Annotated in this window: 16 protein-coding genes and 1 tRNA gene; 10 read left to right on the forward strand and 7 right to left on the reverse strand. The window is 60.9% G+C overall.

Features of this window, described 5'->3' with window-relative positions; all coding sequences use genetic code 11:
- Positions 1-31 precede the first annotated feature (31 nt).
- Both LUU92_RS00900 and LUU92_RS00905 read right to left on the reverse strand, forming a co-directional pair.
- Positions 32-283: a hypothetical protein gene (locus LUU92_RS00900; protein WP_257103022.1), complete on the reverse strand. Its 252-nt coding sequence runs from the start codon at positions 281-283 to the stop codon at positions 32-34.
- 198 nt (positions 284-481) lie between these two features.
- A tRNA-Arg gene (locus LUU92_RS00905) sits at positions 482-558 on the reverse strand.
- Positions 559-929: 371 nt separating this feature from the next.
- Between LUU92_RS00905 and gabD the strand changes: the two genes are divergently transcribed.
- The 3 genes from gabD (at position 930) to LUU92_RS00920 (ending at position 5,180) form a co-directional block, all read left to right on the forward strand.
- On the forward strand, positions 930-2,372 hold the full coding sequence (gene gabD, locus LUU92_RS00910; RefSeq protein WP_257103023.1) for an NADP-dependent succinate-semialdehyde dehydrogenase: 1,443 nt from the start codon (positions 930-932) through the stop codon (positions 2,370-2,372).
- 181 nt (positions 2,373-2,553) lie between these two features.
- Positions 2,554-3,831, forward strand: a complete 1,278-nt coding sequence (gabT, locus tag LUU92_RS00915; RefSeq protein WP_071489761.1) for a 4-aminobutyrate--2-oxoglutarate transaminase — start codon at positions 2,554-2,556, stop codon at positions 3,829-3,831.
- A gap of 140 nt (positions 3,832-3,971) precedes the next feature.
- Positions 3,972-5,180, forward strand: a complete 1,209-nt coding sequence (locus LUU92_RS00920; protein ID WP_257103024.1) for an HDOD domain-containing protein — start codon at positions 3,972-3,974, stop codon at positions 5,178-5,180.
- A gap of 107 nt (positions 5,181-5,287) precedes the next feature.
- Here LUU92_RS00920 and LUU92_RS00925 read toward each other — a convergent pair whose 3' ends face one another.
- Entirely contained in the window at positions 5,288-6,289 is a 1,002-nt protein-coding gene (locus tag LUU92_RS00925) for a sensor domain-containing diguanylate cyclase (protein WP_071489763.1), read from the reverse strand.
- A gap of 188 nt (positions 6,290-6,477) precedes the next feature.
- Positions 6,478-7,662 carry a delta-9 fatty acid desaturase DesA gene (desA, locus tag LUU92_RS00930; protein WP_092248684.1) on the reverse strand — a complete coding sequence of 395 codons (1,185 nt, stop codon included), beginning with the start codon at positions 7,660-7,662 and terminating at the stop codon, positions 6,478-6,480.
- Positions 7,663-7,828: 166 nt separating this feature from the next.
- Between desA and dibA the strand changes: the two genes are divergently transcribed.
- From dibA to LUU92_RS00960, 6 genes are all read left to right on the forward strand, one after another.
- Positions 7,829-9,742 (forward strand): phosphodiesterase DibA, encoded by a 1,914-nt coding sequence (gene dibA / locus LUU92_RS00935; protein ID WP_257103025.1) that lies wholly within the window; start codon positions 7,829-7,831, stop codon positions 9,740-9,742.
- Between the two features lie 269 nt (positions 9,743-10,011).
- Entirely contained in the window at positions 10,012-10,194 is a 183-nt protein-coding gene (gene oscA / locus LUU92_RS00940) for a sulfur starvation response protein OscA (RefSeq protein WP_003170956.1), read from the forward strand.
- 65 nt (positions 10,195-10,259) lie between these two features.
- The gene (locus tag LUU92_RS00945; protein ID WP_071489766.1) at positions 10,260-11,270 is read left to right on the forward strand and encodes a sulfate ABC transporter substrate-binding protein; all 1,011 of its coding nucleotides are present in this window, start codon (positions 10,260-10,262) and stop codon (positions 11,268-11,270) included.
- Positions 11,271-11,435: 165 nt separating this feature from the next.
- On the forward strand, positions 11,436-12,254 hold the full coding sequence (gene cysT / locus LUU92_RS00950; RefSeq protein WP_016975029.1) for a sulfate ABC transporter permease subunit CysT: 819 nt from the start codon (positions 11,436-11,438) through the stop codon (positions 12,252-12,254).
- Between the two features lie 13 nt (positions 12,255-12,267).
- Positions 12,268-13,140, forward strand: a complete 873-nt coding sequence (gene cysW / locus LUU92_RS00955) for a sulfate ABC transporter permease subunit CysW (RefSeq protein WP_010214166.1) — start codon at positions 12,268-12,270, stop codon at positions 13,138-13,140.
- Between the two features lie 3 nt (positions 13,141-13,143).
- Positions 13,144-14,124, forward strand: coding sequence for a sulfate/molybdate ABC transporter ATP-binding protein (locus LUU92_RS00960; protein ID WP_034101869.1), 981 nt, complete (start codon positions 13,144-13,146; stop codon positions 14,122-14,124).
- 124 nt (positions 14,125-14,248) lie between these two features.
- Here LUU92_RS00960 and LUU92_RS00965 read toward each other — a convergent pair whose 3' ends face one another.
- Positions 14,249-14,776, reverse strand: a complete 528-nt coding sequence (locus LUU92_RS00965) for an Mpo1 family 2-hydroxy fatty acid dioxygenase (protein WP_257103026.1) — start codon at positions 14,774-14,776, stop codon at positions 14,249-14,251.
- A gap of 83 nt (positions 14,777-14,859) precedes the next feature.
- On the opposite strand from LUU92_RS00965, the gene LUU92_RS00970 reads away from it, so the two are divergent.
- Positions 14,860-15,549, forward strand: coding sequence for a Crp/Fnr family transcriptional regulator (locus LUU92_RS00970; RefSeq protein ID WP_071489768.1), 690 nt, complete (start codon positions 14,860-14,862; stop codon positions 15,547-15,549).
- Here the strand turns inward: LUU92_RS00970 and uraH are convergent.
- Both uraH and LUU92_RS00980 read right to left on the reverse strand, forming a co-directional pair.
- On the reverse strand, positions 15,546-15,956 hold the full coding sequence (gene uraH / locus LUU92_RS00975; RefSeq protein WP_058424846.1) for a hydroxyisourate hydrolase: 411 nt from the start codon (positions 15,954-15,956) through the stop codon (positions 15,546-15,548). The genes LUU92_RS00970 and uraH overlap by 4 nt on opposite strands.
- Before the next feature lie 10 nt (positions 15,957-15,966).
- On the reverse strand, positions 15,967-16,440 hold the full coding sequence (locus LUU92_RS00980) for a GlcG/HbpS family heme-binding protein (protein ID WP_093121803.1): 474 nt from the start codon (positions 16,438-16,440) through the stop codon (positions 15,967-15,969).
- Between the last annotated feature and the right edge of the window lie 36 nt (positions 16,441-16,476).

Below are 16,476 nucleotides of genomic sequence, written 5' to 3' on the forward strand. Positions count from 1 at the left end.
AGTCCTTGTGGTTCCATCGCCACTAGCATCGCTATCGTGCTTTCGCGGACTTTAGTAATTGGGTGAACCTGGAAATCGCAAGATGTATGTCATCTTGGGTATCTCCGTCCCACTCCTCAACCGTTTCCAGCTCGGCTCGTAACCTGGCAATACGCTGTTCGATCTCTACAATTTCAGAGGCTCCGCATTGCTTAGCGATTGCTTGCCAATCCTCATCAGAGATTTTTTCTTGAACAGATAAGCCCGACTTTGCATTTTCTATCAGCTTCTGAAGGTTACTCATCTGTGGCCTCGGGCAGGTTGTGATAAAAGTCGCTGGGGACCCTGAGAGTATCTTGAGGACACGGGGCATGAAACCTGCGGGATCGAGTTAATGGGAGGCGTGGGGAGTTTGCTGGAAGCATTTATTGACGAAGAAGCTCAGATCCCAAAATGCAAAAAAAGCCCCAGGCCTTTCGACCTGGGGCTTTCTCATTGTATCTGGTGCACCCGGCGGGATTCGAACCCACGACCCCTGCCTTCGGAGGGCAGTACTCTATCCAGCTGAGCTACGGATGCTTGTGCGGGCGACATCATACCCATGTCGACCTTGGGCGTCCATGCTGGTCTTTGGGCGTTCAAGCGTAGGAATTCGCTGCATAAAGGCCCTAGGCCGGGCGCCACCCATCGGAAGGGCAGAATCCGGGCCAACGACGCTGATCAGAAAGATCGACTAAAAGCGCCGTTTTCGTTCTTTTTTTCGAACAGACTATTGCCCTGTACCCCCATTGATCCTAGGATTCGTTTGAGATTTCAAACGCTCTGTCTCCCGCGCGCTATTCACGCTATCCCGCGTGCTGGGGCTGATTTCCCTGACGGCAGCCCACAAGGCGCCTTTCAACAACTCTAATTCGCTCCGCGTGCGCGCGGTGCTGTTAAGGAAACCCGACATGCAGCTCAAAGATACCCAGTTGTTCCGCCAGCAAGCCTTTATCGATGGCGCTTGGGTCGATGCGGACAACGGTCAGACCATCAAGGTCAACAACCCGGCCACGGGCGAGATTCTTGGCACCGTGCCGAAGATGGGCGCCGCTGAAACCCGCCGCGCCATCGAAGCCGCCGACAAGGCGCTGCCGGCCTGGCGTGCACTGACCGCCAAGGAGCGCGCGAATAAGCTGCGCCGTTGGTTCGAACTGCTGATCGAAAACCAGGAAGACCTCGGTCGCCTGATGACCCTCGAGCAAGGCAAGCCACTGGCCGAAGCCAAGGGTGAAATAGTCTACGCCGCCTCCTTTATCGAGTGGTTCGCCGAAGAAGCCAAGCGCATCTACGGCGATGTGATCCCGGGCCACCAGCCGGACAAGCGCCTGATCGTGATCAAGCAGCCGATCGGCGTGACCGCCGCGATCACCCCGTGGAACTTCCCGGCCGCGATGATCACCCGTAAAGCCGGCCCGGCCCTGGCCGCCGGTTGCACCATGGTGATCAAGCCTGCTTCGCAAACCCCGTTCTCGGCCCTGGCCCTGGTTGAACTGGCGCACCGTGTCGGTATCCCGAAAGGCGTGTTGAGCGTGGTCACCGGCAGTGCCGGCGACATCGGCGGTGAGCTGACCAGCAACCCGATCGTGCGTAAATTGTCCTTCACCGGCTCGACCGAAATCGGTCGCCAGTTGATGGCCGAATGCGCCAAGGACATCAAGAAAGTTTCCCTGGAATTGGGCGGTAACGCCCCGTTCATCGTGTTCGACGACGCCGATCTGGATAAGGCCGTCGAAGGCGCGATCATCTCCAAGTACCGCAACAACGGCCAGACCTGCGTCTGCGCCAACCGCCTGTACATCCAGGACTCGGTGTACGACGCGTTCGCCGAGAAGCTGAAAGTGGCGGTGGCCAAATTGAAGATCGGCAACGGTCTGGAAGAAGGCACCACCACTGGCCCGCTGATCGACGAGAAAGCCGTGGCCAAGGTGCAGGAACACATCGCTGACGCCCTGAGCAAAGGCGCCAAGCTGCTGGCCGGTGGCAAAGTGATGGAAGGTAACTTCTTCGAGCCGACCATCCTGGTCGACGTGCCGAAAGACGCTGCCGTGGCGAAGGAAGAAACCTTCGGCCCACTGGCGCCGTTGTTCCGCTTCAAAGACGAAGCCGAAGTGATCGCGATGTCCAACGACACCGAGTTCGGCCTGGCGTCCTACTTCTATGCCCGCGACCTGGGCCGTGTGTTCCGTGTGGCTGAAGCCCTGGAATACGGCATGGTTGGCGTCAACACCGGGTTGATCTCCAACGAAGTGGCGCCGTTCGGCGGCATCAAGGCCTCGGGCCTGGGCCGTGAAGGCTCCAAGTACGGGATCGAGGATTACCTGGAAATCAAATACCTCTGCCTGGGCATCTGACCCGGCAAGAGATTGCAGCAAACGCAAAGGGCACGAGAGCGCTGACCCTTTGCGTGTTCCATCGCGTAATTCGTAGTGGCCGGGAAAGCTGTGGCAGTCGATCATCGCATGCTGCCGTAGTTGCCTCCCCGCCACGTATTCCTTGGACCACGCCACCCGATGAGTGGCGAATGAGGACTTTATGAGCAAGACCAACGCATCCCTGATGAAACGCCGCGAAGCCGCTGTACCGCGCGGTGTTGGCCAGATTCACCCGATCTTCGCCGAATCCGCGAAGAACGCCACCGTGACCGACGTTGAAGGTCGCGAGTTCATCGATTTCGCCGGCGGTATCGCCGTGCTGAACACCGGCCACGTGCACCCGAAGATCATCGCCGCTGTGACCGAGCAACTGAACAAGCTGACTCACACCTGCTTCCAGGTATTGGCCTATGAGCCTTACGTGGAACTGTGCGAGAAAGTGAACGCCAGGGTCCCAGGCGATTTCGCCAAGAAAACCCTGCTGGTCACCACCGGTTCCGAAGCTGTGGAAAACGCCGTGAAAATCGCCCGCGCCGCCACGGGCCGTGCCGGCGTGATCGCCTTCACCGGCGCCTACCACGGCCGCACCATGATGACCCTGGGTCTCACCGGTAAAGTCGTGCCTTACTCGGCCGGCATGGGCCTGATGCCAGGCGGCGTGTTCCGCGCTCTGTTCCCGAACGAATTGCATGGTGTGAGCGACGACGACGCCATCGCCAGCATCGAACGCATCTTCAAGAACGATGCCGAGCCGCGTGATATCGCTGCCATCATCATCGAGCCGGTGCAGGGCGAAGGCGGTTTCTACGTCGCGCCGAAATCCTTCATGAAGCGCCTGCGCGAACTGTGCGACAAGCACGGCATCCTGCTGATCGCCGACGAAGTGCAAACCGGCGCCGGCCGTACCGGTACTTTCTTCGCCATGGAACAGATGGGCGTTGCCGCCGACCTGACCACCTTTGCCAAATCCATCGCCGGCGGCTTCCCGCTGGCCGGTGTGTGCGGCAAGGCCGAATACATGGACGCCATCGCGCCAGGCGGCCTGGGCGGCACCTACGCCGGTAGCCCGATCGCTTGCGCAGCTGCGCTGGCGGTGATGGAAGTGTTCGAAGAAGAGCACCTGCTGGACCGCTGCAAGGCAGTTGGCGAGCGTCTGGTGACCGGTCTCAAAGCCATCCAGGCCAAGTACCCGGTGATCGGCGAAGTACGTGCCCTGGGCGCGATGATCGCGGTCGAGCTGTTCGATGACGGCGACACCCACAAGCCAAATGCGGCGGCTGTTGCTTCCGTGGTGGCCAAGGCGCGTGACAAGGGTCTGATCCTGCTGAGCTGCGGCACCTACGGCAACGTGTTGCGCGTACTGGTCCCGCTGACTTCGCCGGACGAACAGTTGGACAAAGGCCTGGCGATCATCGAAGAGTGCTTCTCCGAGCTGTAAGAGAAAGTTGACCTGTTCGACAGAAAAAACCCGCTTCGGCGGTTTTTTTTACGCCCATTGCCGCACATTCAGGTCGTGTTCATTGTACGTAGGCGGCTCCATTGACTAAGGTTGCAAGCATTGCCGATGGAGCGTGCTGGATGACTGCTGTTGATTTACCCGCTGTACCCCGCGTGTTGATTGCCGAGGCGGACCCTTGGTCGCGGGACCTGCTCAAGCAAGTGCTGTTGAATGTGCGCTGCGATGCGCGGCTGGATGTGTGTGCGGACGGGCAGCAAGCGGCGACCCTGCTGCGAGATAAGGCCTATGACCTGATCCTGGCCGATTGGGAGTTGCCCGGTATCGATGGCCTGAGCCTTCTGCGCAGTGTGCGCCATAAGCGCCGCTCGCCGCTTCTGCCGTTCATTCTGCTGAGCAGTCGCAATGACAGCGCCAGCGTGCGCGAAGCCTTGCCCCTGGCGCCCACGGCGTACCTGACCAAACCCTTGAACATGGAAGGCCTGACCCAGCGCCTGCAGGACCTGCTGCTCAACGAAGGCGAAACGGTGTACTGCGAGATCCCACCGCTGGCGCCCGGCATGACCTTGCCAGTGTTTCTCGAGCGGCGCCGCGAAGTGTGCGATGGCGCGCCCTTGCGGGTCGATGTGAAAGCCGCCGTGCAACACAGCCTCGGGCCGGAAAGCCTTGACCTCAAGCATCTGGAAGACCAGGTGCGCATGGACCCGCAAATCACCGCCGTGCTCATCGCCGCTGCCAACAGTGCAGGCCATCACGGCGCACCGGTGCAGACCCTGCCCGGCGCCCTGCACAAGCTGGTGCCGGGGCAAAGCATGAACCTGATCCTCGGGCTGGCGCTCAAGCACAACGTGGTACTGAGCGACCCGGCGCTGGTCGCCTACGCCGAGCGGCACTGGCAATTATCCCAGGACACCGCTGACTACGCCCGGCGCCTGGCCCGCATGCTGGAGCTGGATCACGAGCGCTGCTACAGCGCGGGTATCCTCCATCGGCTGGGCGACCTGGCGCTGTTACGCTGCCTGGAGGACTGGCGCCAGGGTGGCGGCGAGCTGGATGACGAAGCGATTGGCGAATCCCTCTACACCTTTGGCGCCGCCTACGGCTCGGCACTGCGCGCGCGTTGGCGTTTGCCGCTGGAGCTGCGCCAGTTGATTGCGGCGATCTACTCGCTGGAGGGCGGTGTGTATGCGCGGGATGCGCTGGTGGTGAACCTGGCGGCGCAGATGGCGCGTTTGACTGAACATGAAGGTTTGGAAGAGCTGGCGGCGGGCAAGACGGCGCGATTGCTCAAGCTGGGCTTTTCGGAGCTGACTCGAGTACGCAAATCCTAATGTGGGAGGAGGCTTGCCTCCGATGGCAGTGTATCAGTCACCCATGTGCTGGCTGACCCCCTGCTATCGGGGGCAAGCCCCCTCCCACATTTGAGCAGTGTCGACTCCTAGCCCGCGATCACACGGTTCTTGCCCAGGCGCTTGGCCTCGTACATGGCCGCATCGGCACGGGCGAACAGACTGTCCAGGGTCGAGTCGCGCTCGGTGAGGCTGGCAAGGCCCTGGCTGATGGTCACGCTGAAAGCCTGGCCTTCGTAGCTGAAGCTCAGCTCCTGGATCTCCCGGCCCAGGCGCTCGGCCACTTGCAACGCCATCTCCGGCGCACAACCAGGCAGTACGGCGGCGAACTCTTCGCCACCGATGCGTCCGAACAGGTCGCCACGGCGCAGCACCCCTCGACCGCTCTCGGCGATACGCCGCAGTACCTGGTCGCCCTCCAGGTGGCCGTAGCTGTCGTTGATGTCCTTGAAGTCATCGATATCCAGCAGCAAAAAGGCCAGCGGGGCACCTTGTGCGCAGGCACTGTCGAAGGCCTGGTTGGCGCATTCGAAGAAGTGCCGGCGGTTGCTGCTCTGGGTCAGCACGTCGGTGGTGGCGAGGCGGTGCAGCTCCAGCTCCATCTGTTTCTTTTCGGTGATGTCTTCGGCCATGCCCACCACGATCAGTGGCTCGCCGGGCTCGACCTGCTGGTTGATGTAGCACTTGTCGCTCAACCAGCGAATCTGCCCGTCGGCGGTGATGATGCGGTACTCGCGGTCTTCCACGGCGCCCTGTTCCAGCACGCGGGCCAGGCTGTGTTCGGCGTAGTCGAGGTCTTCGGGGTGGATACTGTTGCGCCACTCCCGGTGGTCGGCCAGCAGCAGGCCGGCAGAGCGCCCGAAGACGCGTTCGTAGGCGGGGCTCACATACAGCACGCGGCGGGTTTCCCAATCGATGGCCCACAGCACAGCATTCACGCTGACCAGCATTGAGCTCAGCAATTGCTCACGTTCGCTCAGTCGCTCGACTTCGCCCTGGGCATGCACCAGCGCCAGCAGGGTCGCCGCCGCTGCTGGGCGGGGATGCTCAGCTGCAGGCGCGTCGATTAAGGAGGACTTTTCGTGAACCATCGGCACAACTCTCTCTGGGCGCGCCGCAAACAGGAGCAGCGGTCACTACAAGGGGCCACCATGATGGCGAAGTGTTCATTGAGAGAGGCGAATTGCAGTGAAGTTCCGTCAACAGGACCGATTGCCGGTGCCCGGTAAATGACGCCAAAAAGCCGATAGGTGGGAGGGCAAGCCCTCCCACCGCAGCATCAGACTGCCGCAGGACGCAGCGAATAAGTCTTCAATTGGTGCGCAAAATCCCGCAGGGACTGGATGCCGCTGGCCTCGGCTTCATGCACCCATTCCTTGATGGCCGCCAGCATATCGTGGCCATTGGAGCTGGTCTTGAGCCATATCTGCTGCAGCGCCAGGCGCTTTTCGTAGATCACTTTCAGTGCATGGCTGTGTTCAAGCATGCTCTGGATGCGCACGTGATGGCGGTCATCCAGCAAGCTGGTTTCCCGCGACAGCAGGCGCTTGGCGCGGTGGAATTGATGGCGCACCGAGTGATCGACCTTTTCCAGCTCCTGCTTGACCAGCGGGCCGATCACCAACTTGCGGTACTGGGCCATGATCTGGAAACGATTGTTGAGGATCGCCATGGCGGTATCCATGTCCAGGTGGCCCTTGCCTTCCACGCGGTGGGCGATGGGGGCGACACGCTGCACCTTGGCCAGGCGCAGGAAGCTGAACACCTTGATCCACGCCCAGCCCAGGTCGAACTCCCACTTCTTCACCGACAGTTTGGCGGAGTTGGGGTAGGTATGGTGATTGTTATGCAGCTCCTCGCCGCCGACGATGATGCCCCACGGCACCAGGTTGGTGGCCGCGTCACGGCATTCGAAGTTGCGATAGCCCACGGCATGCCCCAGGCCGTTGATCACGCCGGCGGCCCAGAAGGGAATCCACATCATCTGGATCGCCCAGATGGTGATGCCGATGGTGCCGAACAGCAGCAGGTCGATCACCCCCATGATCGCCACGCCCAGCAGCGGGTAGGGGGTGTAGAGCTTGCGTTCGATCCAGTCGTCCGGGCAGTTCTTGCCGTAGATACGCAGGGTCTCTGGGTTTTCGGCCTCGGCGCGGTACAGCTCGGCGCCTTTGCGCAACACGGTGGACAGGCCCTTGATGACCGGGCTGTGCGGGTCGTCGACGGTTTCGCATTTGGCGTGGTGCTTGCGGTGGATGGCAGTCCACTCGCGGGTGTTCTGCGCCGTGGTCAGCCACAGCCAGAAGCGGAAGAAATGTTTCAGGCCGGCATTGAGCTCCAGGGAGCGATGGGCTGAATAACGGTGCAGATAGACCGTGACCCCAACAATGGTCACGTGGGTCATCAACAGCGTGACTGCCACCAGTTGCCAGGCTGACAGGTCAAGAAAACCGTTGTACCACATAGGCTGTATGGCCCTCAGATAAAGAAAAGAACAGCTCACGCATTATCACTAAGCCTACAGAGAAAACCAGCCGCCCTTTCAGATAGGAGTGACTGGATGTTTCTTATTCTATAATCCGCAGCCTTTGTAGGGCGATTCTGTTTTTTTGGTAAGGATTACTGAACATATGCCGTTTTCATACCGAGGTGCCCTGCGTGTGGGGCTGGTATACCTGCTGGTTTCCATTGCGTGGCTCCAGCTCAGCAACCACTTATTGATCAGCTTTCTCGATGAACCGTGGGAGTTGGGACGCTGGCTGCAAGTGCGTGGCTATGTGTGGGTGGCCTTCAGCGCCTTGGCGATTTACCTGATGTGCGCCCGATTTGCGCGTGCCAGCCAGCTTCAGCAACCGTTGAAGGAAAACCGCGAACGCCTGCGCCAGGCCGCCGCCGTGTTCGACTGCACCCGCGAAGGCGTGCTGGTCACCGACGCGCAGGGGCTGATCGTGCATGTGAACCGGGCCTTCATGGCGATCACCGGCTACAGCCGCGAAGACGTCATGGGCCAGCAGCCCAGCCTGTTCAAGTCCGGGCGCCATTCGTCGCATTTCTACCAGCAGATGTTCCAGAGCCTGGAGCGCACCGGCGAATGGAGCGGTGAAATCTGGAACCGGCGCAAAAGCGGCGAAATTTACCCCCAGTGGCAAACCATTCGTGTGATCCACGATGACCAGGGCCACGTCAGCCATTACGTCGCGGTATTTTCCGATATCAGCGCCATCAAGGACTCCGAGCACGAGTTGGCTCACCTCGCCCATCACGACCCGCTGACCGACCTGCCCAACCGCCTGCTGTTCACCGACCGTGCCGAACAGGCGCTGGCTTCGGCACAAATCCACAAGCGTGGTTGCGCCTTGCTGTTGCTGGACCTGGACCACTTCAAGATCATCAATGACAGCCTGGGCCATAACATTGGCGACCAGTTGCTCAAGCTGGTCGGCGAACGGCTCAAGGCGCTGTTCGGCCCAGGCGTGACCCTGGCGCGGCTGGGTGGGGATGAGTTCGCCGTGCTGGTGGAAAGTTGTCCACAGGTGGCGCAAGCGGCCAGTTTGGCGCAACGCATGCTGGATGCGATGAAGCAACCGTTCATCTTCGACGGCCATCAGCTGTTTATCAGCGCCAGCATTGGCATCAGCCTGTTCCCCAACGACGCCCTGAGCGCCGAACAGCTGTTGCGCAACGCCGATTCCGCGCTGTTCAAGGCCAAGAGTGCCGGCCGCGAAAGCTATGCCTTGTACACCGAAGAACTGACCGCCCATGCGCAGAACCGGGTGGAGATCGCCAGTGAGCTGCGCCGTGCCCTTGAACAGCAGGAGCTGTGCGTCTACTACCAGCCGGTGCACGACCTGCAGGGCAGCCGCCTGATCGGCGTCGAAGCGCTGGTGCGCTGGCAGCACCCGGAGCGCGGTCTGGTGCCGCCGGGCGAGTTCATCCCGATTGCCGAGCGCACCGGGTTGATTGCCGATATCGACGCCTGGGTGATGGACAAGGCCTGTCGGCAGATGTGCCAATGGCTGGCCGATGAGGTGCCGCTGAGTTTTATCGCCATCAACGTCTCCAGCCGCCTGTTTGCCCGGCGCGAGTTGTACGAGCAGGTCGCACAGGTGCTGCACGACACGGGTCTGGATCCCGCCTGCCTGGAACTGGAAGTCACCGAAAGCGCGGTGATGGATGACCCTGAAATGGCCCTGGAACAACTGCATCGTCTGCGCGAGCTGGGTTTGCGCCTGGCAATCGATGATTTTGGGACCGGTTATTCCTCGCTGTTGCGCCTCAAGCGCTTGCCGGTGCAGAAGCTCAAGATCGATCAGGGCTTCGTTGCCGGTTTGCCATGGGACGAGGACGATGCAGCGATCGTGCGCGTGGTAATCGCCCTGGCGAAAAGCATGGGCATGCAGGTGCATGCAGAGGGAATCGAGCAGGTTGAACAGGCGCGGTTTCTGCTGGATCAGCAGTGCGATATGGGGCAGGGGTATTGGTTTGGCCGGCCGGTGCCTGCTCATGAAATCGACTGGAACCGGGCCCCCCCAATCCAGCATTGAAACGCACTCGACATGTGGGAGGGGGCTTGCCCCCGATAGCGGTGCATCAGCCCCCCATTGGTTGACTGACACTCCTTCATCGGGGGCAAGGCCCCTCCCACATTTGAAAGCAATCTGCGCGCAACCCCACGTCCCACCAGAAAATTCTTTCTGGTTATATAAACATTCTTAAATAGTATTTTTAAGAATATCCGCGCTTATCTACTATCGCCCTCACGCCGCAAGCAGTGCCGCCACTGCCAGGCACTATTCATTTCAGGAGCGAGACCATGAGCGCATCTCTACGTAGCGTCGACGGCCAGGACGAAGCAGCCATTTTGCGTGAGATCCAGAGCGCCTTGCGCGATCTGCGGTTTGGCGCGGTGGAAATCACCGTGCACAACGCCCAAGTGGTACAGATTGAACGCAAGGAAAAATTCCGCCTGCAGAACCCGGGTAACAAACCGAGCTGAGCAAGAACGGCGATAGACCCGCAACTATAAAAAAAGCCAACACCCAAAGAATTTCAGGAGCTTCTATGTCGTCGATTCGCCGTTACGCCCTGGCCGCCCTGGCCAGCGCCGTGTTTGCAGGTTCCGCGGTTGCCAAGGACTACGAGTTGCTCAACGTCTCGTACGACCCTACCCGTGAGCTGTACCAGGACTACAACGCTGAGTTCACCAACTACTGGAAACAGGCCCACCCGGGTGACAACGTCAAGATCCAGCAATCCCACGGTGGTTCGGGCAAGCAGGGCCGTGCCGTGATCGATGGCCTGCGCGCCGACGTGGTCACCCTGGCCCTGGCCGGTGATATCGACGAAATCGCCAAGCTGGGCAAGACCCTCCCGGAAAACTGGCAGACCCGCCTGCCGGACGCCAGCACCCCGTACACCTCGACCATCGTGTTCCTGGTGCGCAAGGGCAACCCAAAAGGCATCAAGGATTGGGGCGACCTGATCAAGAAAGACGTGTCCGTGATCACCCCGAACCCGAAAACCTCCGGCGGCGCCCGCTGGAACTTCCTCGCCGCCTGGGCCTATGGCCTCAAGGCCGGCGGCAGCGAAGCCAAGGCCCAGGAATACGTGAAGGAGCTGTTCAAGCACGTGCCGGTGCTGGACACCGGTGCTCGCGGCTCGACCATCACCTTCGTCAACAACGGTCAGGGTGACGTGTTGCTGGCCTGGGAAAACGAGGCGTTCCTGGCACTGAAGGAAGACGGTGGCGCCGACAAGTTCGACATCGTCGTGCCGTCCCTGTCCATCCTCGCCGAACCACCGGTTGCCGTGGTCGACAAGAACGCCGAGAAAAAGGGCAACACCGAAATCGCCACTGAATACCTGAAACACCTGTACAGCCCGGCCGGCCAGGAGATTGCGGCGAAGAACTTTTACCGCCCACGCGATGCAAAAGTGGCCGCCAAATACGCCCAGCAGTTCCCGAAACTGGACCTGGTGACTATCGACAAAGACTTCGGCGGCTGGAAAACTGCCCAGCCGAAATTCTTCAACGACGGTGGCGTGTTCGACCAGATCTACACGGCGCAGTAAGCCAAAATACCTGTAGGGGCTCGCTTTTCTGTGGGAGCTGGCTTGCCTGCGATAGCATCACTGCGGTGTGACTGATACACCGTGGTGCCTGCATCGCGGGCAAGCCCGGCTCCCACAGAAAAGCGCGCTCCTACAGTGGTTTCTACCCTTTGACCAAGGACTCTTATGTCGCGTCGTATCTCCCCCGTCATACCCGGCTTCGGGCTGACGCTGGGCTACACCGTGGTGTACCTCAGCCTGATCGTACTCATCCCCCTGGCGGCGATGTTTGTACACGCCGCTCAACTCACCTGGGATCAGTTCTGGAACATCATCTCCGCACCGCGTGTGCTGGCGGCGTTGCAACTGAGCTTCAGCACCGCGCTGTACGCAGCGTTGATCAATGGCGTGATCGGCACGCTGCTGGCCTGGGTGCTGGTGCGCTACACCTTCCCCGGCCGCAAGGTCATCGATGCGATGATCGACTTGCCGTTCGCGTTACCCACCGCTGTTGCCGGCATCGCACTGACCGCGCTGTACACGCCTAACGGCCTGGTCGGTCAGTTCGCCGCCGACCTGGGCTTCAAGATCGCCTACACCCCGCTGGGTATCACCCTGGCGCTGACCTTCGTCACCCTGCCGTTCGTGGTGCGCACGGTGCAGCCGGTGTTGGCCGATATCCCCCGGGAAGTCGAAGAAGCCGCCGCCTGCCTGGGCGCCAAGCCGTTGCAGGTGTTCCGTCACATCCTGGTGCCGGCGCTCCTGCCCGCCTGGTTGACCGGTTTCGCGTTGGCGTTTGCCCGTGGTGTCGGTGAGTACGGTTCGGTGATTTTCATTGCCGGCAACATGCCGATGAAAACCGAGATCCTGCCGTTGCTGATCATGGTCAAGCTCGACCAGTACGACTACCGCGGCGCCACATCCATTGGCGTATTGATGCTGGTGGTTTCCTTTGTCCTGCTGCTGCTGATCAACCTGTTGCAGCGGCGCATCGAACGTCCATAAGGAGGCGCGGAACATGTCCCAATCGTCTATTTCCGCCGCGTCCTCGGCCAACGCTGCCCGCCGTGGCAGCGCCGCGTCGCGACGCATCCTGATCGGCCTTGGCTGGCTGGTGTTCGCCCTGTTCCTGCTGTTGCCGCTGTTTATCGTGGTGACCCAGGGCCTGAAGAACGGCCTCGGCGCATTCTTCACCGCGATCCTCGAACCGGACGCGCTGTCGGCGCTGAAACTCACGGTGATCGCCGTGGTGATCTCGGTGCCGCTCAACCTGGTGTTCGGCGTCAGCGCCGCGTGGTGCGTGAGCAAGTACTCGTTCCGTGGCAAGAGCATCCTGGTGACGCTGATCGACCTGCCGTTCTCGGTATCGCCGGTGATCGCCGGCCTGGTCTATGTGTTGATGTTCGGCGCCCAGGGCTTCTTTGGCCCGTGGTTGCAGGACCACGACATCCAGATCGTGTTCGCCTTGCCCGGCATCGTGCTGGCGACCATCTTCGTCACCGTGCCTTTCGTGGCCCGTGAACTGATCCCGCTGATGCAGGAACAGGGCACCCAGGAAGAAGAGGCCGCACGCCTGCTCGGTGCCAATGGTTGGCAGATGTTCTGGCATGTGACCGTGCCGAATATCAAATGGGGACTGATCTACGGCGTGGTGCTGTGTACCGCACGGGCCATGGGGGAGTTCGGCGCGGTGTCGGTGGTGTCCGGCCACATTCGCGGCGTGACCAACACCCTGCCGCTGCACGTCGAGATTCTCTACAACGAATACAACCACGTTGCCGCGTTTGCGGTGGCGAGTCTGTTGCTGATCCTGGCGCTCTTCATCCTGCTGCTCAAGCAGTGGAGCGAGAACCGTATTAACCGCCTGCGCGCCGGTGCGGCTGAGGAATAAGTCATGTCGATCGAAGTCCGTAATGTCAGCAAGAACTTCAATGCCTTCAAGGCCCTGAACAGCATCAACCTGGACATCCAGAGTGGCGAGCTGGTGGCCTTGCTCGGCCCGTCCGGCTGCGGCAAGACCACCTTGCTGCGCATCATCGCCGGCCTGGAAACCCCGGATGACGGCAGCATCGTGTTCCACGGTGAGGACGTGTCCGGCCACGACGTGCGCGATCGCAACGTCGGCTTCGTGTTCCAGCACTATGCGTTGTTCCGTCACATGACCGTGTTCGACAACGTGGCGTTCGGCCTGCGCATGAAGCCGAAGAACCAGCGCCCGAGCGAAAGCCAGATCGCGGTCAAGGTCCACGAATTGCTGAACATGGTGCAACTGGATTGGTTGTCGGATCGCTACCCGGAGCAGCTCTCCGGTGGCCAACGCCAACGTATCGCCCTGGCCCGCGCCCTGGCGGTGGAGCCGAAAGTGTTGCTGCTGGATGAACCCTTCGGCGCCCTCGACGCCAAGGTGCGTAAAGAGTTGCGTCGCTGGCTGGCGCGCCTGCACGAAGACATCAACCTGACCTCGGTGTTCGTGACCCACGACCAGGAAGAGGCCATGGAAGTCGCCGACCGCATCGTGGTGATGAACAAGGGCGTGATCGAGCAGATCGGCTCACCGGGTGACGTCTACGAAAACCCGGCGAGCGATTTCGTCTACCACTTCCTGGGTGATTCGAACCGCCTGCACCTGGGTGAAGACAAACACGTGCTGTTCCGTCCCCACGAAGTGTCGCTGTCGCGGCATGAGCTGGAAGACCATCACGCGGCGGAAGTGCGTGATATTCGCCCACTCGGCGCGACTACCCGTGTGACGTTGAAAGTGGAAGGCCAGAGCGAGCTGATCGAAGCTGAAGTGGTGAAAGACCACGACAGCCTGACCGGCCTGGCGCGCGGCGAGACGCTGTTCTTCAAACCCAAGGTCTGGCAGAAAGCCTGATAACCCCGCACTACCCAATGTGAAAACGGTGCCAATGTGGGAGGGGGCTTGCCCCGATAGCAGTGGGTCAGTTGATAAACATGTCACTGAAACACCGCCATCGGGGGCAAGCCCCCTCCCACATTTAGGCCTCTCTCGGCTTCAGATCGCGTCGAACCACCGGCCCCGAACGCTCCTCGATCTGCTGCTTGAGGTCATGCCGCAACCCCAACAGGAATGCCAGTTCGGCCACCACGAACAATGGCCCCACGATCAATCCCGAGACGTCATCCACAAACGCCGGCTTCCTGCCTTCGTAGTAATGCCCGACAAACTGAATCACCCAACCCACCACGAACAGGCCGATGCCGCTGCCGAGCCACACCTGCGTGCTCTGCGCCGCCAGCACGTGGCCGGCCCACACCGACAGGCCCATCAGCACTGTCATCAGCAGACCCAGGGCCAATTCCAGGCGCAGGTAAAACCACGCCGCCAACAGCGCGACAATCACGGCGGGTGAGATCCATAGGCCAGCGACGGCCCATTCCGGGCGTGACAACAACACCGCAACCGCCACCACGATCAGCGGGATGCCGACAAAGTGGCTGGCGATATTGCGCGGGTCGCGGTGGTAGGCAGCGTATTGACTCAGGTGATCGACGAGGCTTTTCATTGTTATTCCTCCTGTAGGATGTTTGATCATCTCCCGTCAGCCAGCGACTGACTGTCAACTGGGCGACAATCTCTGGAGTTCTCATGATTGCGGCAACCTGGCATGCCCGATTGGCCACCGGCCAGTGGTTCAGCCACCTGCCTGTACCGCTACAGGATAGTTTGCTGGCGGCGGCTCGGCTGCGTCAGCTGACGGCGGGGCAGTACCTGTTCCGGCGCGGTGATCCGCCCTGTGGGGTGTATGCGGTATTGGAGGGGGCGGTGCGGGTCAGTGCGGTCAATGCGCAGGGCAAGGAAGCTATTCTGAGCCTGGTTGAAACGCCTTACTGGTTCGGCGAGATCTGCCTGTTCGACGGTTTGCCGCGTACCCACGACGCCTTGTCGGTTGGGCCGTGCACGCTGTTGCAGGTACCGCAATCGGCGATGCTCGAGATTCTTGACCAAAGCCCAGCGTATTGGCGCGACATGGCGTTGTTGATGAGCCAGAAGTTGCGCCTGTCGCTGATCAATATCGAACAGATGAGCCTGATGCCGGCGTCGACACGTATCGCTCACCGGCTGCTGATGATTGCCGGCGGGTACGGCGAGATAGAGCATTCCCGTCGCGTCCTGCAACTGCCCCAGGAAGATCTGGCCGCGATGCTGAGCCTGTCGCGCCAGACCACCAACAGTTTGCTCAAGGCGTTAGAGCAGCAGGAGATCATCAAGCTGAGTTACGGCGCGATTGAAGTGCTCGACCTGCCGCGCTTGCGGCAGGCCGCGGGGGCTGGCTAGGAACCGCGATACGTCGAAAAACCGTAAGGGCTCAGCAGCAGCGGGATGTGGTAGTGCTGGTCGGCCTGCTTGACCTCGAATATTACCGGGACTTCCGGGAAAAACGTCTCGCGATTGGCTTTCTTGTAGTAGTCACCGGTCTTGAACACCACGCGATACTCGCCCGGCTTCATGGCTTGGTTGGCCGGGAACAGTTCGGCGATGCGCCCCTGCTGGTTGGTGACACCTTCGGACAGCGACTGCCAGTGATCGCCTACGTGTTGCTCCAGGGTGACGTTGACACCGGCAGACGGCAGACCGTTTTCCAGGTTCAGCACATGCACGCTCAGCGGGTTGCCGGCCGCCAGGGCCAGGCTGCTCAGGCCGCTCAGGCTGAGGGCGGCGAGGGTCATAGTCAGGGTTTTCATTGAGGTTTCCTCAAGGGGTGATTGTCAGGCCAAGTTGATTGGCCGCCTTTACCGCGCACGCGTCGTCCTGCTCGGCACCGCCGGCACCGGCAATGCCAAGCGCGCCTACCAGTTCAGTGTCGGCGAACAGCGGCACGCCGCCCCCGAGCAACAGCAATTCGGACAAGCTGTTAAGGTTGGCGGCCTCTGGGTTGTTGCGCGCACGCTCGGCAAACAACCGAGTGGGGGTTTTAGTCGACAACGCCGTGTACGCTTTGCGTTGGCTGGCGATGCTGTTGTGTGGACCTACGCCATCGGCCCGCAGGCTCAGCAATGGATTACCGCCCCGGTCGAGTACGGTAAGTGCCGCCGTGCACTGCGCCAGGCTGGCGTCTGCCAGTTGGCGTGCGGTGTGCAAATCCAGGTCGGCGTGGCGCGGCAGCGGTGGTGCTGCCAGGACGCTGGCGCTGATGGCGAAGCTCAAGAACAAGGTATTGCGGTACATGGGAACGGCTCCAGAAAGCAGGCCGTTACCTTAGCC

The sequence above is a fragment of the Pseudomonas extremorientalis genome (assembly GCF_024584605.1).
Taxonomy (GTDB): domain Bacteria; phylum Pseudomonadota; class Gammaproteobacteria; order Pseudomonadales; family Pseudomonadaceae; genus Aquipseudomonas; species Aquipseudomonas extremorientalis.